A 26312-nucleotide genomic window follows, 5' to 3' on the forward strand; every position below is an offset into this window, starting at 1 on the left:
ATCGAGGTGGGTTTCGAGCAACGGCCAGTCGAACGCTGCGGGTTCGTCAAAGTTGCAGCGCACCCGTTCTTCCAGCGTCAGCGCCGACAAGTCGCGATAATACGCATCAAGCGGAACGATGCAGGCGGCCTCCGCGCCCCAATGCGCGGCCAGAGCACGCGCCAAGGTTGTCTTGCCTGAGCACGATGGGCCGGCGATTGATGCTACCTTGATTAATTCCATGCCCAGAGGCTAAAGGAAAGTCATCTTCATCGCAATTTGGATCTAATTGCTTGGCCCAGAAGTGGCCGTGCGCTTTGCGTGCCTGCGCCACCCCGCGGGTTTGCCATCTATTGTCCACAGGAGATTCGTCAACGGAAAGTACTCCACCGCGGGACCTGAAACGACTCCAAGGGAATCTGAATGGAGTGAAATTGATGTCGAATTGACAATAATCCACCCCAACTCCAGTTCTTGCTTGATCCGTTCTCTCAACCGAATACGCCGAGAAACTTGAGCGCCAACAATCAATAGCGCTACAAGCACCGCAGAGATGAGAACGCGAAATGACACTTGAAGGGGATCATACGTCAGGTGCACATTCTCGGCCAGTTTTCGCGCTAAGCCTATGTAGACTAGAGTGATCCCGTAGGCGACAGGCGGGGTGAACAGCACGACTCGCAGTGCTGATTGCAGCCAAAATGCGCGGCTTAAGCGCCCGTACTCGGCGAGCTCCTCCAATTCTTCAGGGGACGGACGTCGCCGCTTGTCTTGGTTTGGAGTCCCTTCCTCACCCCAACTTGCCGATACGTTCCACAACGTTGCCTTAGAGGGCCGCCTTGTGGCTGAGGTGACACTCAGGCGAAGGAGATACTTCTGAAACTCACCGTTCACACAGTACGCCACGTCTTGATTGGCCAACAGCTCGACGGAGTTTACGGAACCAGGCTCCAAATTGAGCAGGCCCACTGCGTCAAGGGCTAACAGCGATTCATCTGTAGGATCGAACCATCCGAGTTGACCTTCAAACCGGCGGACAAATCCCTTCTTGCACGTCTGCCTGAGGCGTAGACCTTGGAGCAGATGCTGCCAAGCACGAACTATCATCAGGGCTGACCCTGCAATTCCCCCAATTAACAGAAGGGTAGCAACTACCCAAGCGGCCTCTTCGTTATAACGACCCAGCACCAAAGCGGTTATGAAGATCCCCAATGCAACGGCCGAGGGTACAGCGAGCGGGAGCAGGCAGCCTACTGCCAGAAGTTGACGCCTATGTCGCGTAAGAGAACACCTTTCATCGGCTGCGAGCGTGCGAAAACCTGCAAAAGGAAGCCCCGCACATGAAATCACAACGTCCGATGGCGCAGACGCCGTATTGCCTAAGGTGATCGTGGGTAGTGGTGGCGGTTTTGGAGAATGCTGCAAATTCTCCATTGTGACCCCGTCAGTCGCTTTCTAGTCCGTATTTCTTAAGGCGGTAGCGGAGCGAGCGGGCGGTCAGACCGAGAAGCTCGGCGGCGCGTTTTTGGGAGTAGCGGGTGTTTTGCAGGGCTTGCTGAATTAGGTTCGTTTCGATTTCTGCGACGTAGGCTTCGAGATCGAGGCCGTCGCTTGGCAATTCCTTAAGCGCTTCGGCAGGCTCTTGCATGTGCTCGGCAATGTAGGGAGGGAGATCGCCGATTTCGATACGGTCGCCTCGGCAAAGCGCTACAGCACGTTCTACGACGTTGGCGAGTTCGCGCACATTGCCTGGCCAATGGAAGCGCTGCAGCGCTTCGGCTGCCTCGGGCGACACTTCAAACGAACCACGCCCCATCTTTTCCGCCTGCGCCTGAACGAAATGCTTGGTAAGCAGCGGGATGTCGTCGCCGCGTTCGCGCAGTGGCGGCACGGTAATCGGAATAACATTCAGGCGATAGAACAAGTCTTCGCGAAACGCGCCTTCTTTCACGCGCTGACGCAGGTCGCGGTTGGTTGCGGACAATACCCGCACGTCAACTTTCTTGCCCGCTGTGCCGCCGACGGGAGTGATGATGTTGTTGTCGAGTACGCGCAGCAGTTTGACTTGCAGTGTGAGCGGCATTTCGCCGATTTCGTCGAGGAATAACGTGCCGCCATCTGCGACCACGAACAGTCCTTCCTTGTCCTCGACCGCTCCCGTGAATGACCCCTTCTTGTGGCCAAACAACTCGCTTTCAAGAAGGCTTTCGGGGAACGCCCCGCAGTTGACTGCGACGAACGGCTTGAGTTGACGTCCGCTAAGCTGGTGAATCCCGCGCGCGACCAGTTCCTTGCCCGTTCCGCTTTCCCCGTGAATCGCAACGATACTAGGGAGGTCCGCCACGCGGCGGATCATTTCGCGGACTTCTTCAATGGCCTTGCTCTTGCCGATGATGTTCTCGAGCCTGCCTCGATGAGCTTGGTCCTTACGCAAGGCCAAGTTTTCGCGGCGCAAGTTGCGCTGCTCAATGGCGCGCTGCACGAGCATGCGGATTTCTTCGTTCTTGAACGGTTTGAGGATATAGTCGGTTGCGCCGCGTTTCATGGCTTCAATGGCTGTTTCGACCGATCCGTAGGCCGTCATCATGATCGAAGGCGTCATCGGCGCATATTCGTTCAGCCACGAGAGAAGCGACATGCCGGCCTGGCGGTCGTTTCCCATACGCAGATCGGTAAGCACTAGATCGAAGGACTCCTTCTCGAGAAGTTCCAGCGCTCTTTCGACATTGGCCGCGCAAGCAACCTCGTAGCCGTCCTTCATCAGAACGATCTCAAGAATCTCGCGCATGCTGGCTTCATCGTCAACGACCAAAACGCGTATATGGCTTGCCACGGTGATTATCCTTCGCTACGAACTACGGGTAGGCGCACACTCATGGAAGTTCCCCCGCCCGCTCGCGATGAGGCGCGCAGGGTTCCGTCGTGCGCGGTGACGATGCGCAGGCAAATGGCCAGTCCCATGCCCACACCGGATTCCTTCGTAGTATAGAAAGGCTCGAAAATGCGCGCAACCTTGTCCGGTTCAATTCCAGGCCCTTCGTCATCGAAGCGAATCTCCACGAAGGCCTGGCCGGGTGTTACCGTAACGGTGAGTGCGCCCTTTTCGTCCATGGCCTCGACGGCGTTCTTGGCCAGGTTCACGAATACTTGACGGATTTGGGTTCGGTCTCCTGACACCGGGCACATCGTCGGAGGACTGACCACGTCAATTCGCAGGGCGCCATTTCCCTCGTATTTGCGCCGAATCGAATCGACGATTTCGTCCACAAGGCCGATGACATCGAACGCCTCGCGGCGCATGCGCGGCTTCCTCGCGAAGTCCAGGAAGTTCGTGACAATGGCGTTGAGCTGGTCCGATTCGCGCCGCGCAATATCCGCCAGACGCGTAGCCAGATGCGGGTTGTCGAGAGACGTAGGTAGTTCGTCCACCGCGCCACGAATGGCGGCTACCGGATTCCGTATCTCATGCGCCAAACCCGCGGCCAACTCGCCGACCACGGATAGGCGATCCTGGCGTTTGAGCTCTTCCCTCATCTTCTCAAGTTCGGTTAGATCGCTGAAGGACACAATCATCCCGGTCTTACGCTTGCGCCAGTCGTACATGCGGCTGGTGCTCAGTCCAAGAAGAATGGTCTTGTCGGGCCCGACCAATCCCGTGTACTCGTAGCGCGTGAAATCACGGTCTAAGCGCAAGGCAGTGACTACAGGGCATTCGTCGCCCGGAGGTACGCGCAAGACTTCTTCCACGGGTTTCCCAATTGCCTCGTCGGGCTTCAAATTGAGAATGCGTTCGGCGGCAAGGTTAACGAGCAACACGATTCCCTTGTTGTCCGCGATGAGGAAACCGTTATTCATGTTGTCGAGGATTTCTCGCTGGAATTGTTGCATGCGGTGAATGCGCTGATTCCAGTAACCGCTAATCGATGCCGTGAGGAAATAGGCCAGAGTCTGCACCAGGAACCCGTACCAGAGGGCGAATAGATTCTGGTCAATCATCCATTCGCCTCGCGTGTCGTGCATGACCGGGGTGTTCGCGACTTGGAGCACAAGCACGAGCATTACCAGGGTCGCGACAGAGGCTACGATCAGGCTCTGAACCAGACCAAGAAGTACGCCTGTTTCCAGGATGACCACGACAAAGAGGAATGTAAACAGACTCTCAGGGCCGCCGGTGAAACTCACGGTTGCGGCAACGACGCCAAAGTCCACCAGGACTTGAGCCCACATAATGAGCGGCGCTTGAGGCCTCGCGCGGCGGAGCGCGATCAGGTAGTAGGCGCTGTTGATTAGGCCGAAGAGATAGAAGGCGCCCAGGTATACAAGATCGTTAGTTTTGCGATCGCCGACGATGAGGGCACCGGACGCGGCTACAAGAAGGAGTGCGACCCGAATCGCCCCAAGCCACCACGTCCCCGTCAAATAGCCATCAAACGCTGAGCGTGGGTGACTGTTTGATGAGCGGGTAGTCACATCGCCTTTTCCATCAGACGGCGCAGTCCTTCAGGATCGTTGCTGCGCTTGAACGCCATATCGACGCTGATGATGTTGCGGCGGGCTAGACGGAACAGCGACTGATTCATGGTCATCATGCCTTCGCCGGCGCCGATTTCGATCATCGAAGGAATCTGTTGGAGCTTGTCCTCGCGGATCAGCGAACGGATAGCGGGGTTGGGCAACATGACCTCAAGCGCGATAGCGCGCCCGACGCCGTTCGCGCGGGGAATGAGTTGCTGCACGACAATGCCTTCCAATACGAACGACAACTGTGTGCGAATCTGGGATTGCTGGCTGGCGGGAAAGACGTCGACGATACGGTTGATGGTCTGCAATGCATCGTTCGTATGCAACGTTGCGAATGCCAAGTGACCGGTTTCAGCCGTAGTAATGGCCGCCGCAATGGTTTCCGGGTCGCGCATTTCACCGATGAGAATCACGTCGGGGTCTTGCCGCAGCACGTGCTTCAACGCGGCCGCGAACGACTTCGTGTCGGCATTGACTTCGCGTTGATTGATTAGGGCCATGTCGTGTTTGTGAAGGTATTCGATGGGGTCTTCGATCGTAATCACGTGAACGGGACGTTCGCGGTTGACCTTATCCACTACCGAAGCCAAGGTCGTTGATTTACCGCTACCGGTCGGACCGCAGATGAGCACCAGACCAAGCGGGCGGTACGCGAATTCCGCAACGACACGGGGCAGTCCCAGTTCTTCAAATCCGCGAATCTCGAACGGAATGGCGCGGAATGCGGCAACAACCGATCCGCGATCCCGGTAAACGTTCAGGCGAAACCGGCTCAGACCTTCGAGGCCGAACGACATGTCGCATTCTCGCTCGCTCTCGAAGGTCGTGATCTGCTCTTCATTCATAACGCTGTAGATGAGTTCCTGTGTGTCTTCCGGACGAAGCACCGGATACTCGCTCATCTGCGTTAATGCGCCGTCTATGCGCAGCACAGGAGGCACGCCAACCGCGATATGCAAGTCGCTTGCGCCCTGCTGAATCATTTTTGTGAGCAGTTCTTTGATACTAATGTCGGCCATATGCCCCCCGTTTGCGTTGAAGGCGGACTAGTCCGCCGCGCTCACCCGAAGCACTTCTTCAATGGTTGTCAATCCCTCGGCGGCCTTTTCCAGCGCGTTTTGGCGAAGAGTGCGCATTCCGCATTGCACGGCCACGCGCTTGATTTCGATAGACGGCGCGCGCGACATGATCAGCTCCTGCAATTCCTGGTAGTTGACCATCGCTTCGATTACCGCGACACGTCCGCGATACCCAGTATCCTTGCATTTGCCGCAACCTCGTCCGCGCACAAAGGTGGGCGGAGGAGCGCCGTCGGGATGCTTGTATTGGATTCTCTCTAAGACATCTGCCGGTACGCGAATCGGTTCCTTGCAGTCCGGGCACACCTTGCGTACAAGGCGCTGTGCCGCAGCCAATGCCACGGAAGACTGTACGAGGAACGGCTCCATGTTCATGTCAATGAGCCGCGTGAACACACTGGCCGCGTCATTGGTGTGCAAGGTGCTCAGCACCAAGTGACCAGTCAAGGCCGCCTTGATCGCGATGTCCGCCGTCTCTTCGTCACGAATTTCTCCGACCATGATAATGTCAGGGTCTTGACGCAAAATACTTCGGAGACCGGCGGCAAATGTGAGCCCGATTTCGGAACGGGTTTGCACTTGGTTTACGCCGAACAGTTCGTATTCGACGGGGTCCTCGACGGTGATGATGTTCGTGTCGGGCTGATTCAGTTTGTGGAGGGCGCTGTACAGCGTGGTGGTTTTACCGCTACCCGTCGGGCCCGTGAGCAAGATCATGCCAAACGGACGCGCCAACGCTTCTCCGAAAGCCTGCATTGGTTGCGCGGGAAATCCAAGCTTTTCCAGGTCGAGCGTAAGGCTCGACTTGTCGAGTACGCGCATCACGACCTTTTCGCCGTAGTAACATGGGAGAATGGACACGCGAAAATCGATTTCGTGTCCCTTGAACTTGATACGGAAACGACCGTCCTGGGGAAGACGGTGTTCGGCAATATCCAGTCCGCTCATGATCTTCAGGCGCGAGATGAGCGCAGACTGTACGCTCTTCGGCGGACTCTTTGTCTCTTCCAAAACGCCGTCGACGCGGTATCGGACGCGGAGTACCTTTTCAAAAGGTTCGATGTGAATATCGCTTGCCCGGTTCTCCAGACCTTTCGCGAGAATGAGGTTCACGAGTCGAATAACCGGCGCATCCTGGGCCTCGGCCTGCACGCTCGCGATGTCCTCGACTTCGTCTTTCTCTTCGACGACGGTCACGCCGTCCTGCTGCTTCTCTCCGACAAGTTCGTCGTAGAGTTCCGCGTGCGCTTTGCCTCCGTAATGCTTGTTGATCGTCGCCATCAACTCGGACTGCACCGCGACAACAGGTTCGATTTCGTAACTCGTCAACATGCGCAGATCGTCCAGCGCCATGATGTTGAGCGGGTCGGCCATTGCAAGAGTGAGCACGTCTCCGGTCACGCTCACCGGCAACATCTGGTATTGGCGGGCAAGCGACTCGGGGACTTCGTTCAGGACTTCCTGCGGAATGTTGTAATTGGCAACACGGATGTGCGGTATTCCGAGCTGCTCGCTCAGCGTGACGACAAGGTCCTCCTCGCTCAAATAGCCGCGAGAAACCAGGATGGTGGCGAGACTCTGGCCCGTTGAGCGCTGGATACCCAAGCACTCCTGGAGTTGTTCTTGCGTAACCAGGTCTTGTTCAAGCAGGACATCGCCCAAACGGCGCTTAGCAATCTTCGGTGGCATTGGAAGGTCCTTATGATTTCAGAGACTAGCCCGGATTTCTCACAAACACACTTCAACCTCTCTTGTGGCCAGTACGTTTGCGAGACTTGCAGCGATGAACAGAGCGGTCCCCGATGACAGAGAGTGTTCGTAAGAAATCCTCATGGCATAACCTCAAAATCTTGCACGTGAGCATTTTACGCCGCCGCCCAATCGCGCCGGTTTAGAATGCGGCCTAGGCAGCCTCGCCGATGCCCAGATGGCTGAGAATCTCGTTCGCCATATCGCGGCTGATTTCTTGTCCCACCAGTTTCGCATACGCAATGACCTTTCGCAAGGCGCCTGTCATTTTGCGCACGTCGCTGGTTATTCGGGTCGCGATCAGGCTGAGAATCTCATCAGGCACGGCCATGCGCTGACGTTGCGCAAGGCGCTTGAGAATGGCGAGACGTACTTCCATTTCCGGGGCTTTCAGGCGCGCCACGATACCCGACGCGAAGCGGGACACCAGGCGCGGCTGCAAACCAGTAATCTGATCGGGGGCTTTGTCACCGGCAATAATCACGCGCCGTCCTTCATGGCACAGCGCGGTAAACACGTGGAACAGCTCCTCTTGCGCATCAGCTTTACCGGCCAGGAATTGGATGTCGTCCATGATCAGCACGTCCCAATGGCAGAAGCTCTCGCGAAAGTCGTCGAGTGTCCCCTCCTTCAGGGCCTGTGCATGGGTACCGGCGAAATGGCTTGCCGAAACGTATCCAACGCGCAGGTCACGATTCTTAACAACGATCTCGTTGCCGATAGCGTTGAGCAAGTGAGTCTTGCCCACACCTACATCGCCAAAAACAAACAGGGGGGAGAATTCCGCGCTTGCGCGTTCGGCCACGGCGCGCGCTACGGTCACCGTGAAGGTATTGCCCGCTCCGGCCAGGAATTCGTCAAACGTATATCCGCCCAGCAAGTGGTCCGAATCGAGTGCGGCCCGCACACGTTCGTCGGCTTCCATGCCGAGTCCTGGAGTGTCCAACGCATCCGGCGAAGACATATCCGCCATTTCCAGCGATGCGCGTGTGCCAGGGAAAGGCTCAAGATTCGAGACTCGGAAGGCATCGACATTGATCGAGGAAGACTCGCGTTCCTCCTGGGACTTCTGCATGATGGTCTCGACGGCCTTCAGCGTTTGCGTAACGGAATCCGCGAGTTGCGCCATGCGTGTTTCCTGGTCCGCATACGCAGACCGCACACTATCGCCGATTGCGGAAGCGAACACCTCCGGTGACGGAAGCGTTTGCTTACTCTGTTGCGCGCCGATCGAACGCATTTCCTCCGTCAGCGCGGAGAGTCCTTCCTTCAAGCTTTGGTGAAGCGCTTGGGCCAATACGTCCGAACCGCCGTCGCCGCCACCTTTCTTGCCGGATTCCGCATGTGCCGCCAACAGCGGCAAGACCGCATCGCGCAGTGCCGACTTCATGCCCTCGCTCAATTGGGACGCGAGTTCGGAAATGTCTGGCTGAGACGCCTGCCGCGCGTTCTCCAGTTCGCTGAGTGTCGTGAAGAACTTCTGCTGCTCATGAATCAGCAGCCCGACCGCGTCCTGCATCGTAGTGCCAAGACTTGACTGCAACTGGGCCGTCAATTCCTTGAAGTCGGGCATCTGTGACGAGAGGCGGTTGGCTTCCGACGCCTGCGCGGCAAGGAGGGGTGTCAGCGCTTCGGCAAGCGCTCCACGCAGTCCCTCATTGATGTGACTCGCTAACGCACCGAAGTCGGGTTGTGCGGACGAACGCGCACTCTCCGCTTCGGCCAGCGCCGCCATGACTTTCTGTTGTTCATGGATAAGCAACCCTACCGCATCTTGCACGCTTCCGCTCAGGCTCGTCTGCAAATGGCCGAGGAGTTCCCTTACATCGGGCGCCGGCGCATCGTTCGTGGGGGTAGGCACAGGTACTGCAGCGTATGCCGCGGCAAGGCGTCGTTGTTCCTCCACAAGGGGAGAGACAGCATCCTGTAGCGCATCGCGCATGATTGCAGCAAGCATCTTCGGATCAATAGCGGGAACCGAAGTCGGAGCCGCCACCGGCGCAGCCGCAGGCGATGGCCCCGCGACCGGTTGCTGAGGCGCCACTGGTTTGCGAGCCGGTTCTTCGGGCTTGGGAGCAGTGGTCGAGGCGGCTTCCTCGATTAGCGCGGCTACCGCAGCGTCAACAGCCTCGTCATCCTTGACTGTCGGAGCGGTTTTCGGTTGGGTGGTCTTTGCAGGTTCAGGAGGCTTGGGCTCCGCCTTCTTGGGCGCGGCGCCGGTCAACCCAAAACTGGCCGCCGTGACCTCTTGCGCATCAGCGGGCCCTTCATGGAACAGACGGCGAGACACCGCATCGAAGTGGCGCCAATCGCAGAGAATGGGCTTAATCTTCAGATCCGGACAGTGCTTCCGAACGTTTTCCAGAGCGTCCACGTCGAGCGGGTCGACCATGGCCACCGTGAGAATTCGGCCCAGTTTGTCGATGGGGAGAAGGTGATGATTTCGGCACAACTCTTTTGGAACGAACTGAAATAACTCGTCCCCCACCTCGTAGTCCATCAAGCTGATGTGCGGAATCTTGCATTGCTTGACGAGGAACGACACCAAGGTGGCTTGGCTGAGCATATTCTGCTCGACCAGAATTTGGCCCAGAAACCCACCCACAGCCTTCTGATGCTTAAGCGCGTCAGCCAGTTGAGCCGCGCTTATCACCCCCTCTTGGACAAGGAGTTCACCCAAGCGCGGTGTCCCACCAATGGAGCCCGGCGTACGGCCTGCTGTTGGAGGGGTGTTTTGTGTGGGGGCCGCATCTTCGGGTCTCTGGGGCGCGGCCGAACCCGGTGACACCTTGGCGGCAGGCGCCGTCTGCGTATCTTCGGGACGTTTGCTGTCTTTTTTCCAACCGAGCATATCTACCACACATGCGCCCGAATGGGTTCACCAAACTAAAGGAATTCGGGCATTCTGGAGTCAGTATACCATCGGACGACGGGATTAGTCAAGAATTTACAACACGTAAATCGTTTACCTGTAAGTAGTTGGCGATTTTGACAAAAATCTGTCACTGCGTCAAAAGCAGTCTGGAGATACCACAAGATGCTGGGGGATATAGATTCGATGGGTCCAATATGTAGAGTTCAAAAATGTACGCCAGCGCCCGATCCTTGGCGGCGAGTTACGCGGCCTGCTGCAGGCTCTGTGCCCGCGACGAAGCGTTTCGGTGTGATTCGAGCAGCTCAGGGTTTGGTGGCAGGCTTCGGCGCAGCCTTGGCGTTCGGCGCAGGCTTGGCCTTTGGCGCGGCGCCGGCCGCGGGCTTTCCGTTCGCCGAATTCTGCTTCTGCTCCGTGGCGAAATCCTGGGCGAACCGTTGTAGCAATTCGGGTCTGGAGCGCAATTGCTTTTCGATATCTAGAAAGACCTGAACCAGATTCGGGTCTTTGGTGATCTCACTGGTGAACTTGCGTACCGCATCGCCGCCTTTGCGCGCCATCAATAAATTGCGGATGTCCGGCGCCGCCTTATCGAACGGCACCTCTTCGCCGGGGACGGTTTCAATCAGCTTTAGAATGTGGTATCCGTATTCGCTTTTGATGGGTTGGCTGACTTCGTTGGGCTTCATACGGTTGGCGGCCTCGACGATAAACGCAGGGAACTCGCTAACCGGACGCAGCCCCCAGTCTCCGCCTTCGTCTTTCATGCGGCCGTCCGACATGGCCTTGGCGACGCCTTCAAAGCTCTGTCCGGAAGCGATGCGATTGTACGCGTCTTGGGCGCGTTGTTCCGCAGTCTGTCCGTTCTTGGGTTTTGCGCCTTGCTTAGTAGAGTCAGCCTGAATGAAGATCTGTTTCAGGTGCAATTGGTCGGGGCGGCGTGTACTGGAACGATTTTCGTCATACCACTTCTTCACGTCCGCATCGGTAATGTTCACGCCACCTTCGGTCATAAGCTGCTTGCGGAGTTCCTCGATCATCAAGGCTTTTCGAAGTTCGGCCATGGCCTTGTCTTTGGTGGTCCCTGCTTCCTTCAGGACATCCGCTTCGGTGTCAGCTTTCTTGCCATCGCGCACCAGCGCATCCTGCAGTTTCTTAATCTCGATTTGCCACGCTTCCTGGAGCTTGGCGTCGGGAATGGCGATTTTCCTTTTGGAAGCTTCCTGGAAAAGGACTTCGCGTTCGATGAGCGACCGAAGGCAATTCAAAGCAATACCCAGGCGATCTCCATCGTCGATACTCTTACCCGGGTTCAACTGAGCAAAGCGGATGACTTCGCCCACGTACATATCGCGGAATTCGTCGCTCTGAACCGCCTCGCCGCGAACAAGCGCCACCGGTCCGTTGGGAACAGCCTTCAGGACCAAGTCCATCATGTCCAAATTGGGGGCCTGCGCCCGAGCCGTAACAATGAAACCTACGGTCAGGACTACAAGCAATGCTTTACAACCGATGCCTCTCATGCAGTTTCTCCGGATTGCCCTGATTGAGCCGTCTCGCCTCGATTCTCCCCTTCAGGAGCCTTCGGAGGCGGTAGTTTTAGTTCGCCTTGCGCGGTCGCTTGAATGCGCCTTACCATCAAGAACACCGCTGTATAGGTTATCACGAAAGCCAAGCCTGTTCGTAGAAAGGCCTGCATAATTTCCACGTGCGTCAGAAAGAAACAGACCGTCATCACAAAGAGGGCAATAATCGCTCCCGCGAGCATACCCAATTGATCCGCGCTCAAGCGTAGAATTGCGCGTGCCTTTCGTAACGGGTCTTTTTCCATAAGCACATGGTATCACACCGCTTCCCGGCAAATTAAGTCGGTACGCTACGGGAACCGTGGAAGGCGCATGGAGGGGCCAGGTCTGAACAGGTCTGATCCGGGAAATACGCCGGAAAGTCTGCTACTGGAAGACCACTTTCTTCTTGCTTCGCGCATTGCCGCACGAGCGACAGTTGCCGCATGCTTCGATCTTCTCGGTGACCAAGTCGACCTTGATAATGCCCGTTACGATTAGATCCCCGTTCTCGCAGGAGATTTCGGCGGCGGCACAGGTGTCTTCCCTGCGCCCAGGCTGTTTTCCGGTCAATACCTCGAGCACTCCCTGTAGCGCAAAGAGATGCTTTAGGCTAAGGAACTCTTCCAGTTCCTCCTCGATGGGGTGATCTTCGAGGAATTGTTCCGCCGAGTACGCGAGTATTTCCTCGACGCTTCTTCCGCTCAACCATTCGAGAAGCAGGTTGCCCGCGCCAACTCCCTGTCCACATGTCCGTTTTGACAGGAAGTAGTCCTTTAGACGATCGCATTCGTCCAAGGTTACTTGAATGGTCTCTGTTACATCGCTACACGGCATGACAATTCTCGATTGGATTTTTCCCCGCACACAGTGGCGGTGACCTTATGCCTTATCCGAGGAAAGTTGTGGCGGCCTCGAAGAAAGTTAGACTATCCCCCGCCGAAATTGTACCGTGTTTGCGCGGAAAAAGGAAAGTCACTGGCTGCATCCTAAACTAGTGCGGCTGCAAAGCCTTGTCCACCTTCGCGGCAAGAATGAAATCGTTTTCCGTCAACCCATTTGCCTTGTGGGTCCAAATTCGGACAGTGACCTTGCCCCAAGCGGTTAGAATGTCCGGATGGTGATTCTGCTCCTCGGCGACTGCACCCACGCGATTCGTGAACGCCAAGGCCTCCCTGAAGTCCTTGAAATGAAACTCCTTTTCCAGGTGGTGGCAGTCCACATTGTGCCAACCGTTTTCGAGGAGTTCCAAGAGGGCGGAGACTCGAGGCCTATCGAGCGGAAGAACACCACCCCTGCAAGGAACACAAGAACGGTTCGCCAAGTCATCGGACATTAGGCACCCCTCTGCGCTAATCCGGATTTCTCACGAACACACTTCAACCTCCCTCGTAACCAGTGTGTTTGCGAAACTTGCGGCGAAGAACAAAGCAGTATTCCCCAAACAGAGTGTGCTCGCGAGAAATCCCTATGGCATAACCTCAACGTCTTACACATGAGCAAATTGCGGACTATACGTCAAACACCGGCTGGGGCCGTTCGTGCCAGATGTTCAGATCCGACTTGTCGTCAAGCGTAATCTTGCCCATTCGCACTGAATACGGGTTTTCGCCTTGTGGGTAGTACGTGACCTTAACTTCATCCAATTCCCAGACGCCACTCTCGGGGCCGCGCAGCAGCAGGGTGTGAGGGAAACTTTGCGGGTCCGCGCTCGCTTCAAGGATTTCACCGGGGCCGGTGCCACCCTTGTACTCCTCAAACGTCACCGGAAATCCGTTGATAACCCACGTGGGTGGACACGGGCCACCGGATGCCCCTGTCTTGATTGTGATATCGAAATTGTTGAGCTTAGGCATGTTGCTGAAGTTCTCCTGATGCGCAGGTCGCTGCCCTTACGCCATACCGGCCGGGAGTTGCGCGTAAAACGGGTTCTGGCCCGAGGCGTGATCCGTTACGTCGAGGATGGCGCCTACCTCGGGCACCGCGCTTCGGAACGCCTCGTGTACTCCTTGCCGCAGGGTAACATCGGACGCAGCGCAACCCTGGCAACCGCCCAGCATTTCGATATACACCGTGTTCCCTTCCACACGATCCAGGCGAATTGCGCCGGAATGTGCCGCAATGCCCGGGTTAATCTCCGCATCGAGAACACGCTGAATGCGGTCCCGGATGGCGTCTTCACCGGGGAGCTTCGCAAGGAACGCCTCCGTGACGACAGGCCGCTCTTCGATCAGGTGCTCGCGAATGCATGCCCCGATTTCGCGCGCCATCTCGGTCCAATCCGCGTGGATGGTCGGCGTGCGCTGAACCGTGATTGTGTAGTCGTGCAAAAGCACGGTCTCCACGCCCTTAATCTCGAACAAAGCCATCGCAAGCGGCGATTCCGCCGCGGCCCGCTTGCCAGGAAACCATGCCGAGTGACCCGCAAGGATGGGCCGGTCCGCCATAAATGTACACGCGCCTTTACCCTGCTCCACACGAGCCTTAATGCGAATATCAGCACTGGGCGTCAGGTCGGGATTCGTGTCCGCCAACAGCGGCGCGTTGACCACGCGGCGCGCATTGGGATCTGGCTGCGGCATGGGCCGTGGCGCGGGACGAGGGGCGGGTGCAGGAGGCGCGGGTTGCACCTTGGCAGCACCGCCCGAGAAGACTTTTGAGAACCAGTTCGGCATGGAAGAGTCTCCGAATGTCAGAAGAAGGTCTTGGGACGCTTATCTAGGCACCTTATTCTATGACAAGGCGGCGGGTTTTGTTATTCCCATCCAACTCTTCGCCCAATCGTTTCACCGATATTCGGTTTACCGAAGCCTTTTGGGATCGGTAAGTATTCGACTCTGGTCATGGAACCTATATCGACCTCCTTAATCCTTCGAACCTACGCGGGCATCTTACGATCATTGGAGCAGCTAATGTTGCACCTTTGTTTCAAGTCAGCAGGTACAATTGTCGCGGCGGCGTCTTCTCTGCTAGCGTATGGTGCAAATGAGGCAGCGCATGGGTTTTGCCGAATACCGTTCTGCGAATAGTGCAAGGAGTGTAGTGTGAGCGAACTACTGACTGTCGAGAGTCTTGTCGCGTTTCTGACGCTGACGAGTCTTGAAATCGTACTGGGCATCGACAACATCGTATTCATCGCTATCCTGACTTCGAAGCTCGAAGCCGCGAAGCAAGATAATGCCCGGCGAGTGGGCCTAGCCCTCGCCATGATCATGCGCATCGCCCTTCTCCTGACGATAAGCTGGATTATGGGCCTTCAGACGCCTCTCTTTGCAGTTGCCGGACACGACATATCGGGGCGCGACCTGATTTTGCTGGTGGGCGGCGTGTTTCTAATCGGTAAATCGACGCACGAGATTCACGAGCGTATGGAAGGAGAAGGCGGTCCAGGTTCAACGGGCAAGGCCGCGGCTTCATTCGGCTCGGTGATTGTGCAGATCATGCTGCTGGATATTGTATTTTCGCTGGACTCGGTAATTACAGCCGTGGGGATGGTGCAGCATGTTCCGATCATGATCGCCGCGATCATTGCGGCGGTGGGCATCATGATGCTGTTCTCCGGCGTGGTGAGCCGCTTCGTCATGCGGCATCCTACCATCAAGATGCTCGCGCTGGCGTTCTTGCTGCTCATCGGTGTGATGTTGGTGGCTGAAGGTCTGGATCAGCACTTTGACCGCAAATACGTGTACTTTGCGATGGCGTTCTCGCTCTTCGTGGAGTGCCTCAACATGCGTGCTGGAAGACACGGTGCGCGCGAGGCAAAATCGAAGACTTAGTACAGCAACGCTTCATACCCTTCGCGAAACGACGGGTAACGGAACTCGTAGCCGGTTGCGCGAAGCCGCGCATTACTGCACCGCTTGTTGCTGCGCATGGCGCGCACAGATTCGCTATCGGGCTCGCCCGAGCCACCCGGTTCGGGTACGCCCAGCCGCCGGGCCAGCCAACGGAACATATCCCCGCGTTCGACGGGTTCGTTATCGACGCCGATGTACAGTGGTGCTGGTTCCTGAAGCATCAGCAGGTGGCGTAGTGCTCCCGCGCAATCGTCGCGATGAATGTGGTTCACGAACGTGGGCGTTGACGATACGGTGGCTGTCCCGTTGCGGACCGACTCGATCATGCGGGTTCGTCCTGGACCGTAAATGCCCGCGAATCGAACCACGGTTGACGGAAAGGGACCCTTTAGGACCGTCTGTTCGCCCCGCAGCAAGACTACGCCAGAGAAATGCGACGGTTCGGCGGGTGAGTCCTCGTCCACCCATTCGCCTGAGAGTTGCGCGTAGACGCCGGTGCTGGAGGCAAAGAGAAAACGGCGGGGGTGTTGTCCTTGGGACCGCAACGCGGTCAGAAGATTGGCCGGACCCTCGACGTACGCCGCGACATAGCGAGCCTCATCAAATCCGCCTGCAGCGGCGGCGTAGACGACGGCATCGAGACCCGGCGGCAGACCGGCAAGCGACGCCGGTTTGGAGAGGTCTGCGGCAATCGGCATAACATCGGGAGGAAGTCCTTGAGGAACGCGACGCATGCCCCAAACGGAGTGTCCGTCCGAGAGCAGAAGTCGAGCGAGTTCAGAACCGACGTAACCACAGCCTGCAATCAGGATATTCATAGTAAGAGTTCCATTGACGAAGGTTCTCAAGCGATCTGCGGCTGATGGTACACCATGCGCATCCCTTTGCATAAGGAAGGGGATGGCTCAACTGCGGCGTGGCGACAGAGGGAGTATGACCATGAATGCTAAAGACCTTGCCGAAGCGTTGATCGCGGAATGCGAATTCCGGTTGTTTGAGCAGTCGTTTCCGCGATTAAGAAAATGCATTGACCTCCTCTCCGACGAACAGATTTGGCATCGGCCCAATGCAGAGACAGTCAGCGCGGGGAACCTGGTGTTGCACCTCTGCGGAAATATGCGCCAATGGATCTGCAGCGGCATGGGCGGTGAACCCGACCACAGAAAACGCGCACAAGAGTTCTTGGAGACCGGGCCCTTGCTAAAAGCCGAATTGCTCGCGAAATTGGACGCTATCGAACGCGACGCCAAGGCCGTGTTGCGCCGAGTCGATCCGCTTACTCTGTTGGACAAGCGCCCCGTGCAGGCCTACGAAGAGACCGGCCTGAGTTGTCTTGTGCATGTTGTCGAGCACTTCTCGTATCACACGGGGCAAATTACATACATCGTGAAGTCGCGTTTGGGCGTGGATACCCAATACTACGCCGGGGAAGACCTGAACAAGACGGTATAACGGGAGCGTTACCCGCCCGTGCGCACGATCCTCGTTCTGTGCTACGATCCCTTTTTCGGTGGAGGAAGGGCGTGATTTGCCCGAAGTAAGGCGCGAGGAGAGCTATGAGCAAGGTTTTGATAGTTGGCGCGGGTGGTGTTGGCGGCGTGGTGACGCATAAGTGCGCGCAAGTGCCCGAGGTGTTTTCGGAGATCTGTCTGGCGAGCCGGACACTTGAGCGGTGTAAGCGCATTCAAGAGCAACTGCCGCGCTCCATTGAGATCGCCCAGGTCGACGCGGATAACGTGAAAGAAATGGCTGCGCTGATCGAACGCGTGAAGCCGGACCTCGTGCTGAATGTCGCGCTTCCCTACCAGGATCTCCCCATCATGGACGCATGTCTCGATACAGGCGTTGACTACCTTGACACGGCGAACTACGAGCCGCCAGACGAAGCGAAATTCGAATACAAATGGCAGTGGGCGTATCAGGAACGCTTCAGGAATAAGGGTATCATGGCCCTCTTGGGGTGTGGATTCGACCCCGGCGTAACGAACATCTTCTGCGCACATGCCCAGAAGTTGCACTTCGACGAGATTCACAGCGTTGACATACTCGACTGCAACGCGGGCGATCACGGCCATCCGTTCGCGACCAATTTCAATCCCGAGATCAATATTCGCGAGATTACCCAGCGCGGCAAATACTGGGAAAACGGAGAGTGGAAAGAGATCGACCCGATGTCGGTGCACTGGGACTTCGATTTCCCAGAAGTCGGCGTGCGCAAGGCGTATTTGCTGTACCACGAAGAACTCGAATCGCTCGTGAAGCACATCAAGGGCCTGAAGCGCATCCGCTTCTGGATGACCTTTGGCGAAAGCTATATCACGCACCTGCGCGTGCTGCAAAACGTGGGCATGACGCGCATCGACCCCGTCATGTTCGAAGGCCGCGAAATTGTGCCAATCAAGTTCTTGAAGGCATTACTGCCCGACCCCGCGTCGTTGGCCAAAGGGTACAAGGGTAAGACCTGCATCGGCTGCCTGTTCGAAGGAGTTAAGGACGGCAAGCCCAAGAAGATGTTCATCTACAACGTGTGCGACCACGCCGAATGCTATCGTGAGGTGCAGGCGCAGGCCATTTCGTATACGACGGGCGTCCCCGCCATGATCGGCGCGATGATGATGCTTACCAATACCTGGCGCGGCAAGGGCGTCTTCAACGTCGAAGAGTTTGACCCGACACCATTCATGGAGAAGCTGAACATTCACGGCCTGCCTTGGAAGGAAATCGCGATGTAGGGGGATGCGTGAAAGGTGATTCGCTTTCTTCATCGGAAGAGCCTGACGAGGTAACAGTTCCTCCGCGAGAACAGTTGCGCGATTTGGAGCGGCGCAGGGAAGAAGGATTCCGGCGAATCGACAAACTACGCCGAGAGGCTCTGCGGGGCAAGCCGTATAACTGGGAAGAAGTAGACGCGCTTCTTTGGTTGGCTGACAACTACGACGGTCCGCCGAGATTCGGTGAGGGTATGGTCGAAATGCAGCGTAGTTTCATGAAAGCGAAAAACCGTATCAAGTCGTGCGATATTGGCAAGTGGCTCAAAAGAGATGAACCAACCACCGATGAACACCGATAAACTCCGATGTGAGCACGATGAGTTGACGGAGCAAGTCATCGGCTGTGTATATGCGGTTGCCAATGAACTTGCCGTGGGATTTGTCGAGAAAGTCTACGAGAATGCCCTGATCCACGAATTGAGAAAGCATGGGCTGCAGGCAGAGCAGCAAATCAACTTGAATGTCTACTACGATGACCTTCTGGTTGGAGAGTTCTTTGTAGATATTCTGGTAAGCAGGATTCTGATCCTTGAGTTGAAAGCTGTCAAGCAGTTTGATGATGTGCATATGGCGCAGTGTCTCAACTACCTTAAGGCAAGTGGTTTAAGGACGTGCCTTCTCATCAATTTTGGGACGCCGCGAGTAGAGATCAAGCGCATTAGCCGCTGATTTATCGGTGTTCATCGGTGTCCATCGGTGGTGAGAATGTGAACCAACCACCGATGAACTCCGATAGACTCCAATGTGAAGATGATGAGTTTACGGAACGGGTAATCGGTTGTGTGCACACGGTAGCTAATGAGCTTGCGCGGGGTTTGTCAAAAAGTCTCTGAGTGCCCTTGATCTGAATGTAGTCGAACGAATAAGTCGCTAATTCACCGGTGTCAATCGGTGTGAATCGGTGGTGAGGATAAATGACGTACCCGAATCTTGAGTTATCCAAGAGTGTTCCCACGCCTTCCTATATCGTCGATGAAGGCGCGTTGCGGCGTAATCTAGAAACGCTGGCAGAGGTGCAGGAACGCGCGGGCTGCACGATAATCCTCGCCCTCAAAGGCTTTGCCATGTGGAGCACGTTCCCGCTAGTGCGCGAGTATCTGCGCGGAACCACAGCAAGTTCGGTAAACGAGGCTCGGCTCGGACGCGAGGAGTTTGGCGGCGAGGTTCATGTCTATGCGCCGGCGTATGGCGACGATGAGATGAACCCGCTGCTCGATATCGCCGACCACGTCACGTTTAATTCGTTTTCGCAGTGGAATCGGCACAAACCGCGCGTGGCCGCGCATCACCGCCGTGTGAAATGCGGTATCCGGATCAATCCCGAGCATTCTGAAGTGGAAGTAGCGTTGTACGACCCATGCGCTCCGTGTTCTCGCCTCGGAATGACCGAAGCGCAGTTTCGCGGCGAATCGCTAGACGGAATCACCGGATTGCACTTTCACACGCTGTGCGAACTCAACAGCGACGCGCTCGAACGGACCTTGGGCGCGGTTGAGAAGAGGTTCGGAAAGTATATCGCGGCGATGGAGTGGGTGAACTTCGGCGGGGGCCATCACATCACGCGCCCTGACTACGACAAGGAACGGCTTATACGTCTTGTGTCATCGTTCCGCGACCGCTACGACGTGAAGGTCTATCTTGAACCCGGCGAGGCCATTGCGCTCAATACGGGTGTGCTGGTCGCGTCGGTGCTCGACGTGTTTCATAACGGCGTCGATATCGCCATTCTCGATACTTCCGCGACCGCGCACATGCCCGATGTGCTGGAGATGCCGTATCGGCCGCAGATCGTGGGCGCAGGTATGCCCGGAGAGAAAGCGCACACGTACCGGCTTGGAGGACTCACGTGTCTGGCGGGCGACGTTATCGGAGACTATTCGTTTGAAACGCCGTTGAAAGCAGGCGACCGGCTTGTGTTCCTCGACATGGCCCACTACAGCATGGTCAAGAACACCACGTTCAATGGCGTGCCGCTGCCCAGCATTGGCATCTACAACCCGGATACGCGCGAGACGCGCATCGTGCGACGCTTCGGATACGAAGACTACAAGGGCCGACTTTCGTAGCAGACGTACTTCGGGCGCGCCAGGTCCGATGTGTGTAGAATAGGCTCCAAGTCATTGTACGTTCAGGAAAACGCTTACCACACGGGAATTCCAGGGGCATGGATAACCTAATACTGCGCCGTTGTCGCTCTCAGTTCATTGTCATGAGTCTCTTCTTGCTCCTGCCAGCGCTTGCAGTGAAGGCAGAGCTTTCGCTGCCCGTGCTCTGGCAGACCGACCTGCAAACCTACACGGAAAGCGGTGCAAGCGTAGCGGACGTCACGGGCGATGGCACTGCCGAGATCGTGATCGTGGGACGCGACGAGATCATAGCGTTGGACGGCATGGGCAAAGAGATGTGGCGTTACAAGACGCGCGGACGAAACATGACCTATCCATCGGTCGTGCCGCGCCCGGGGCAACCCGCGCTGATCTTCAGCGCGGACACCAGCGGGCAAATGACGTGTCTCGACGGGACGGGACAGGTTGTCTGGCAGAAGGACTTGAAGGGACCTTCGTCGTGGTCGGCGTCAGTCGTGTGCGATCTGGAATCGGACGGCGCTCTCGAAATTGTCCAGACCGATGAGACTGGCGCCGTGTGGGTCTTCGACGCACTCAACGGCAATGTTCGATGGCAGGTCGTCGTGAAGGGCATGCCGGTAAGTCCAGCGGTAGCGGACATAGACGGTGACGGGAAAGCGGAAATAGCCATAGTTACCGGCGCTGGTGAATTGACGGTTCTCGATGCCACAGGTAAGGCGAAATGGACCAATTCCATCGGCGGCACGTCCCAAACCTGGGGGTCATGCGCGCCGGTAATGTTTCGGTCTTCAGACGGAGCAGGGCGAGTGCTTGCGGCTTCGAACGAAGGCGAATGCTTCTGCTTCGATGCTTTGGGAAAGCTTGTCTGGAAGCAGCCCACAAAGGGCGCGGTTGCTTCCGGCATCTCTGTAGGCGACATGGACGCAGATGGGATTGTTGATGTCTTCGTTGTGACGCAGACCGGCGTGCTGCATCGATTCGATGAAATGGGCAAAGCACTTTGGTCAATGGATACACAAGGACGGAGTCTCGCGGCGGGTGCACTGATCGACATGACCGGCGACGGACTGTTGGAGTATGTGCTGGCGACGCAATCGGGGCATCTGATGGTGTTCGATGGCAGCGCCGCCCTTTTATTCGATAGGCAGTTCCCGCACCGTACGATCAACGTTACCCCTGCGTTCGGCGATGTTTCGCCGACAACACCCCGTTTGGAGATGGTCATTACCGGCGGCGAGGCAGGGTTAGTCTATTGCTTCGGAACCGGTGCAAATTCCGATTCGCGGGCAACGTGGAGGGCGTATCGGGGCGACGAATACAAGAGCGGGGCATGGATAGGAAATGTAAAAAAGACGGGCTCCGTCGCAGTCCGCGAGGCTGCCGCCCCGTCTTCAAGTGTGCAATCGGCAAATGATCTTGTTGCTCCGCCTGATCTTTCCGCAGACGGCGTTGTAGCAGGAGAGTCTGTGCGATTGACCATTACCAACCCCGGTGTTACGCCGGTAGTCGCCGTAGCGACATGCTCCGGACCCGATGGTTTTGTGCAAGGGGCTATTACCCGAGTGTTTGGCAAGCACGGGGAACTGCGACTTCCCGTTGAAGTCTCGGTGGAAGGTCTTTACCGGTTTAGCTGGACATTGATGAACGAAGACGGTTCGACGTTGGCAAAAGGAGCGAGCGACTTGACGCTGAAGCCCTTTGCGAACGAACGCCGATTGGCCGATGAAGCGTCCAAGGCGCTCGATGAGACTGTCGCCAAACTGGATTCGACCAACCCATTAATCGCCGAGAGTCTGCGGCGTGAGCGCGCGAGTCTGCGCGACGAAGTGTCGGCGTCGATTCCCGACTATGCGAGATTGGCTGCACGTCCGAAGTGGGCGCTAAGGCTGTGTGATTTGGCGAACGGCGCGGCCGCGCTCGGAGCTACCACGAGTCTGCTGCCATTTGAGAATGCGCTTTGGGAGAACCGCGTTTTAAACAAGCGACTTCCCGAAAAGGCCGTGGCAACACTCCAGATTGCACGCAGAACGACATTGGGCGAACACGAACCCGTCTCGGTGGGCCTTTTCAACCCGCTTGGGCGTGACATTCAGGCACGTATCGCGCTGGAAGTACCGAAAGGTGGCCCCGCAGTGACTGTTCTCCAATCCGTTCCGACGGTTACGTCCATTGGGGAGACGTCATGGGACGCGTTGCCTGAGCTCATCGAGCCTTCGATAGTCACTGTGCCGTCGATGGAGACCTCCGAGGTGTGGCTCGATATCGATACGCGGGATATGCAGCCCGGCGCGTACCCCATTACGATGCGAGTGCTGGCCTTGAATGGCGCGGGAGTCGACGTGCCCCGCAGCCCGCAGGCGATGCCGCCCCCTGAAACCAAGGTGGAGATTGCGCTCACAGTTCTGCCGTTTGAACTCGCGCCTCCGGGCTCCGTTCGCCTTTGTGCATGGGCGCAACTGAATCCCGGCTGCGTAGAAGATATGTTGGAGCACGGTAATAATGTCTTTGTTGGGCCGCACGCGACACCGCAGCTCGATGCGCAAGGGAAACTAACAGGTATCGACTTCTCGGCGTTGGACACATTCCTCGAGCCGCTAACCGGGCACGACGTCGTCGTGCTGCTTAGTGGAATGCCGTCGTTGAAAGGTGAAGCCGGGACTCCTGAATACTTGGCGCAACTCGGCTCTTACCTGGACGGTCTTGTCCCGCATCTGGCGGAAAAAGGACTCGGCATGGACTCGTTTGCCATGTACCCCGTCGACGAACCTGCCATATACGGGTGGGATACAACCAATAGATACGTAGCCTTCGCAAAGGCCGTGAAGACGCTTCGTCCCGAAATCATGGTGTACATGGACGGAGGCGGCGAAGTGCCGTTATTCGAGGCGATGGCCCCGTACACCGACATCTGGTGTCCCGGCATCAGTATGCTTGCGGAAGACTCGCCTGCGATGCGTATCGTGCGCAAAGACGCCAAGCACTTGTGGTCCTACGACTGTGCATATGCGTACAGCCGTCCTTCCGGGCCAAACATTAAGAACGTGAACATCGTGGGCCAATTCCGTACTGCGGCGCTGTTTGCCTTCCGCCACGGCGCCACGGGCATCGGATACTGGAGTTACAACATCGGCGAAGACCTGTGGGGCCGTGCGCAAATGGAATACCCGCTCGTGTATTCGGGTAAGGTGAAGCCGATCACAAGCCGCCGCTGGGAGGCCGTGCGCGAAGGGATCGAGGATTATCGCTTGCTCTTCGCGTTGCGGAGCCGGATTGACGACGCCGCTCCAGACCGTGTGCCCGAACCTATTCGCGCAAAGATCGAACACCTGCTGAACGTGTCGCTTCCGGCCATGATTGACCCTGCGTACGAAGAAGTGCGGGTCGGACTTGGACGCGACGCGCTCGACTATTCGAACAACGATGGCACAATTAGGGCCTTCCGCGACGAACTGCTCGACTGCGCTGAATCGGTTGTCGGAATAGAGGCGAAAGACGTTTCGGCGCCGTAACCTTTGTTGCCTATCCCACGATCTTCATCAACCGCGCCTCGGTCAGGATCATTGAGCGCACGGTGTGGTAGTTGATCTTCCACGCGTGGGCCATGTAGTCCCACAAGAGGTTGTTGTTTTCGTCGAATAACGGGAACCACTCGCCCACAGGGTGGTTGATGACCTTGTCCATGACGAAGCGGTGGATCTTCTCGTAAGCGTCAATGTATTTCTCGTCTTTCGTGAGCAAATAGGCGTCCAGGAATCCGGTCAGTGCCTCGGACTGCTGCCAGAATTCCTTGTTGCGTTCGCGGGCCTTTCCTTCGAATGGGCCTTCGCAATAGATACCGCCGCGCTCCCAATCCACACCGTACTTGTGCGCATGATCGAAGATCTTCTTCAACGGCGCTTTGAACTGCTCGATGTCCAGGTCGAGTATCTTGATCGAATGCAGAAGCAACCACGCGAACTCGATGTTGTGACCGTAGCTTGTGTTGTCCAACGGCCGCGCCTCGTCCTCGACGTCGCGGTCGGACCCCCACACGTCCGCAAACAGGATCTGCCGCAGCGGCGTCCAGTCGATGGCGAACTGGGCCATGCCCAATCCGTATTCCGGATGCAGGATGCGCTTAAAGATCAGGTTGATAATCTCGATGGTCTTTTCGCGGTAGATGCGCGCGCCTGTCGCTTCATAGAGATTCGTGAAAGCTTCCATGAGGTGCATGTGCACGTCGAACGACTTGCGGTCGCCGCCGTATTTCCCCGGCCGCTTCTTCGACCAATCCTCTTCCAGAAACTCGTAGAAGCCTCCGTGGCAATTGTCCGACGCGAGCGTTTGCAGTATCTCGTAGGTCTTCACGGCCCACTCGATGCCCCGAGGATCGCCGGAAGCCATGCCGTATTCGCTTAGGGCGTAGATGGCAAACGAATGACCGTAGGTCAGTTTGCTGCGGTTGATAGGCGTCCCGTCCTGGGCGGCAGTCCAAAACCACCCGCCGCGCGCCTCGTCCCAGAAGTGGTCGATGATAAAATCCACGCCTTGGCGAGCGATATCCAGAAACTCGCCCTGGCCAAAGCCTGAGCGGTGCACCGACGAATAGGTATAGATGCAGCGCGTCTGGCAGAGGTGCGTTTTAACGGTTTCGCCCGTCGGCACGCCGTTACGGTCCAAATAGGTCAGGTAACCGCCGTACTCCTTGTCCACGCCGTGGGTAAGCCAAAATGGTAAGAGTTCATCGCGGAGGTGGTTCTGGACTTCGTGCAAGAAGGGTTCGCAACGTTCGGCTACAGACATGGCTAGGCACCTGTGGGTTCAAAGAGTTTACGGTTGAAGCGATTGCCGTAAGTGTATTCGCGGCGCGGTCAAAAGGCAACCGGGGCCTGGAAACGAAACGAGTTACGTGGACTCGCCCGGTCAGTTTTTGTCCCCCCAAAACGCGAATGCTCTGGTATACTAAAACCGCAAGGTGAACGGGCAAGCTGCAGTGACTCCACCACCCTGGAGGGATGAGCATGAAACGAGTACCGATTGCGCGTGAATGCATGGCAGGCTGGTATGTGACCCTGAGGCCGGAGATGGACGTTTACGACGCCATCGATCTGTTGGCGAACAAAGGGGCGTCTGGGGCGCCAGTCGTAGACGGTGACGGAACATTGGTAGGCGTTCTCACCGAGAAAGACTGCCTGCGCGTACTGACGAACGCAACCTACGGCGAACTTGCGACAGGTGCCGTGTCCGATTACATGTCGGAAGTGAAACACACGCTCACGCCCGATATGGACATCTTCACCGTCGCGCGCGAGTTTCTTGCCACCAACTTTGCGGTATTGCCGGTACTTGAGGATGGAAAGCCCGTCGGCCGTATCAGCCGCCAGAACATGCTTCGCGCCATTATGCAAATGCAGAAACAGATCCGCGACAGCAAGGCCAGGGAAGAGGATGACTTGCGCACGAAGCAACGGCCGTCCTCGATAACCGACCTTCAACGGCTAATGGGATCGACACCACCCGAAGCCGTGGCTGCGTTGATGCGAGACCGGCTGCGCGAATAACAATTCCCTCACCGACCAGCTTAAATGGCAAGGCCCCCGCAAGTAGTTTGTGGGGGCCTTTTCGATCAATCCAGGGTGTACCGCATATCTTACCGGCAGGAGCACGTGGAGAGCACTCTCTCTACACGCTGGTCACTGCACAGGGGCTGCACACTCGTCCGCAACAGGACGTGCGCAAACTCTATCCACGCTACTCCTGCCGACACCTTCACTGTACCACCGGATCGCATTTTTGGCAACGAAATTTAACGGGCAATATGGAAGTAGTGATCTGTTGACACATCGAAAATTGCTCCCCTCGCTCGCGCTTGAGGCAGGCCAAGAAAGATACTAACCTGTGCCTTGGTTCGTT

The 26312-nt window shown here is 56.9% G+C and carries 23 protein-coding genes; 8 read left to right on the plus strand and 15 right to left on the minus strand.

What is annotated here, in order from left to right; translation table 11 throughout:
• The 13 genes from K1Y02_02220 to K1Y02_02280 form a co-directional block, all read right to left on the minus strand.
• A partial coding sequence (locus K1Y02_02220) for a uridine kinase (protein MBX7255150.1) occupies positions 1-222 on the minus strand: 222 nt, incomplete at its 3' end.
• A 42-nt stretch (positions 223-264) separates the two neighbouring features.
• Positions 265-1086, minus strand: a complete 822-nt coding sequence (locus K1Y02_02225; GenBank protein MBX7255151.1) for a hypothetical protein — start codon at positions 1084-1086, stop codon at positions 265-267.
• Positions 1087-1423: 337 nt separating this feature from the next.
• Positions 1424-2767, minus strand: coding sequence for a sigma-54 dependent transcriptional regulator (locus K1Y02_02230; GenBank protein MBX7255152.1), 1344 nt, complete (start codon positions 2765-2767; stop codon positions 1424-1426).
• A 50-nt stretch (positions 2768-2817) separates the two neighbouring features.
• A complete protein-coding gene (locus tag K1Y02_02235) occupies positions 2818-4449 on the minus strand; it encodes a PAS domain S-box protein (protein ID MBX7255153.1) in 1632 nt (543 codons plus the stop codon).
• Positions 4446-5519, minus strand: a complete 1074-nt coding sequence (locus tag K1Y02_02240) for a PilT/PilU family type 4a pilus ATPase (GenBank protein MBX7255154.1) — start codon at positions 5517-5519, stop codon at positions 4446-4448. Before K1Y02_02240 ends, K1Y02_02235 begins: the two co-directional genes overlap by 4 nt.
• A gap of 27 nt (positions 5520-5546) precedes the next feature.
• Positions 5547-7256: a type IV-A pilus assembly ATPase PilB gene (pilB, locus tag K1Y02_02245; GenBank protein ID MBX7255155.1), complete on the minus strand. Its 1710-nt coding sequence runs from the start codon at positions 7254-7256 to the stop codon at positions 5547-5549.
• A gap of 226 nt (positions 7257-7482) precedes the next feature.
• On the minus strand, positions 7483-10179 hold the full coding sequence (locus tag K1Y02_02250; GenBank protein MBX7255156.1) for an ATP-binding protein: 2697 nt from the start codon (positions 10177-10179) through the stop codon (positions 7483-7485).
• A 326-nt stretch (positions 10180-10505) separates the two neighbouring features.
• On the minus strand, positions 10506-11723 hold the full coding sequence (locus tag K1Y02_02255; protein ID MBX7255157.1) for a peptidylprolyl isomerase: 1218 nt from the start codon (positions 11721-11723) through the stop codon (positions 10506-10508).
• Positions 11720-12037, minus strand: coding sequence for a hypothetical protein (locus K1Y02_02260; protein MBX7255158.1), 318 nt, complete (start codon positions 12035-12037; stop codon positions 11720-11722). The genes K1Y02_02255 and K1Y02_02260 overlap by 4 nt, the downstream gene beginning before the upstream one ends.
• 115 nt (positions 12038-12152) lie before the next feature.
• Entirely contained in the window at positions 12153-12602 is a 450-nt protein-coding gene (locus K1Y02_02265) for a hypothetical protein (protein MBX7255159.1), read from the minus strand.
• Positions 12603-12759: 157 nt separating this feature from the next.
• Positions 12760-13101, minus strand: a complete 342-nt coding sequence (locus K1Y02_02270; protein MBX7255160.1) for a 4a-hydroxytetrahydrobiopterin dehydratase — start codon at positions 13099-13101, stop codon at positions 12760-12762.
• A 175-nt stretch (positions 13102-13276) separates the two neighbouring features.
• The gene (locus K1Y02_02275) at positions 13277-13621 is read right to left on the minus strand and encodes a helicase (protein ID MBX7255161.1); all 345 of its coding nucleotides are present in this window, start codon (positions 13619-13621) and stop codon (positions 13277-13279) included.
• Positions 13622-13657: 36 nt separating this feature from the next.
• Positions 13658-14440, minus strand: a complete 783-nt coding sequence (locus K1Y02_02280; protein MBX7255162.1) for a NifU family protein — start codon at positions 14438-14440, stop codon at positions 13658-13660.
• A 369-nt stretch (positions 14441-14809) separates the two neighbouring features.
• Here K1Y02_02280 and K1Y02_02285 point away from each other — a divergent pair, with 369 nt between their 5' ends.
• Complete coding sequence (locus K1Y02_02285) at positions 14810-15541, plus strand: TerC family protein (GenBank protein ID MBX7255163.1); 732 nt, start codon at positions 14810-14812, stop codon at positions 15539-15541.
• Here K1Y02_02285 and K1Y02_02290 read toward each other — a convergent pair.
• Positions 15538-16380 carry an SDR family oxidoreductase gene (locus K1Y02_02290; protein ID MBX7255164.1) on the minus strand — a complete coding sequence of 281 codons (843 nt, stop codon included), beginning with the start codon at positions 16378-16380 and terminating at the stop codon, positions 15538-15540. The genes K1Y02_02285 and K1Y02_02290 overlap by 4 nt on opposite strands.
• Positions 16381-16501: 121 nt before the next feature.
• Between K1Y02_02290 and K1Y02_02295 the strand changes: the two genes are divergently transcribed.
• The 6 genes from K1Y02_02295 (at position 16502) to K1Y02_02320 (ending at position 23929) form a co-directional block, all read left to right on the plus strand.
• Entirely contained in the window at positions 16502-17014 is a 513-nt protein-coding gene (locus K1Y02_02295) for a DUF1572 domain-containing protein (GenBank protein ID MBX7255165.1), read from the plus strand.
• Positions 17015-17118: 104 nt separating this feature from the next.
• Positions 17119-18294, plus strand: a complete 1176-nt coding sequence (locus K1Y02_02300; GenBank protein MBX7255166.1) for a saccharopine dehydrogenase family protein — start codon at positions 17119-17121, stop codon at positions 18292-18294.
• An 8-nt stretch (positions 18295-18302) separates the two neighbouring features.
• Positions 18303-18632 carry a hypothetical protein gene (locus K1Y02_02305; protein MBX7255167.1) on the plus strand — a complete coding sequence of 110 codons (330 nt, stop codon included), beginning with the start codon at positions 18303-18305 and terminating at the stop codon, positions 18630-18632.
• Positions 18619-19002, plus strand: a complete 384-nt coding sequence (locus K1Y02_02310) for a GxxExxY protein (GenBank protein ID MBX7255168.1) — start codon at positions 18619-18621, stop codon at positions 19000-19002. The genes K1Y02_02305 and K1Y02_02310 overlap by 14 nt, the downstream gene beginning before the upstream one ends.
• Positions 19003-19247: 245 nt before the next feature.
• On the plus strand, positions 19248-20399 hold the full coding sequence (gene nspC / locus K1Y02_02315) for a carboxynorspermidine decarboxylase (GenBank protein ID MBX7255169.1): 1152 nt from the start codon (positions 19248-19250) through the stop codon (positions 20397-20399).
• Between the two features lie 98 nt (positions 20400-20497).
• The gene (locus K1Y02_02320; protein ID MBX7255170.1) at positions 20498-23929 is read left to right on the plus strand and encodes a PQQ-binding-like beta-propeller repeat protein; all 3432 of its coding nucleotides are present in this window, start codon (positions 20498-20500) and stop codon (positions 23927-23929) included.
• A 10-nt stretch (positions 23930-23939) separates the two neighbouring features.
• Here K1Y02_02320 and K1Y02_02325 read toward each other — a convergent pair whose 3' ends face one another.
• Positions 23940-25202 (minus strand): AGE family epimerase/isomerase, encoded by a 1263-nt coding sequence (locus K1Y02_02325; GenBank protein ID MBX7255171.1) that lies wholly within the window; start codon positions 25200-25202, stop codon positions 23940-23942.
• A 218-nt stretch (positions 25203-25420) separates the two neighbouring features.
• On the opposite strand from K1Y02_02325, the gene K1Y02_02330 reads away from it, so the two are divergent.
• Complete coding sequence (locus K1Y02_02330; protein MBX7255172.1) at positions 25421-25960, plus strand: CBS domain-containing protein; 540 nt, start codon at positions 25421-25423, stop codon at positions 25958-25960.
• The last annotated feature ends 352 nt before the right edge of the window (positions 25961-26312 follow it).

This window comes from Candidatus Hydrogenedentota bacterium (genome assembly GCA_019695095.1).
In the GTDB taxonomy this organism is placed as follows: domain Bacteria; phylum Hydrogenedentota; class Hydrogenedentia; order Hydrogenedentales; family SLHB01; genus JAIBAQ01.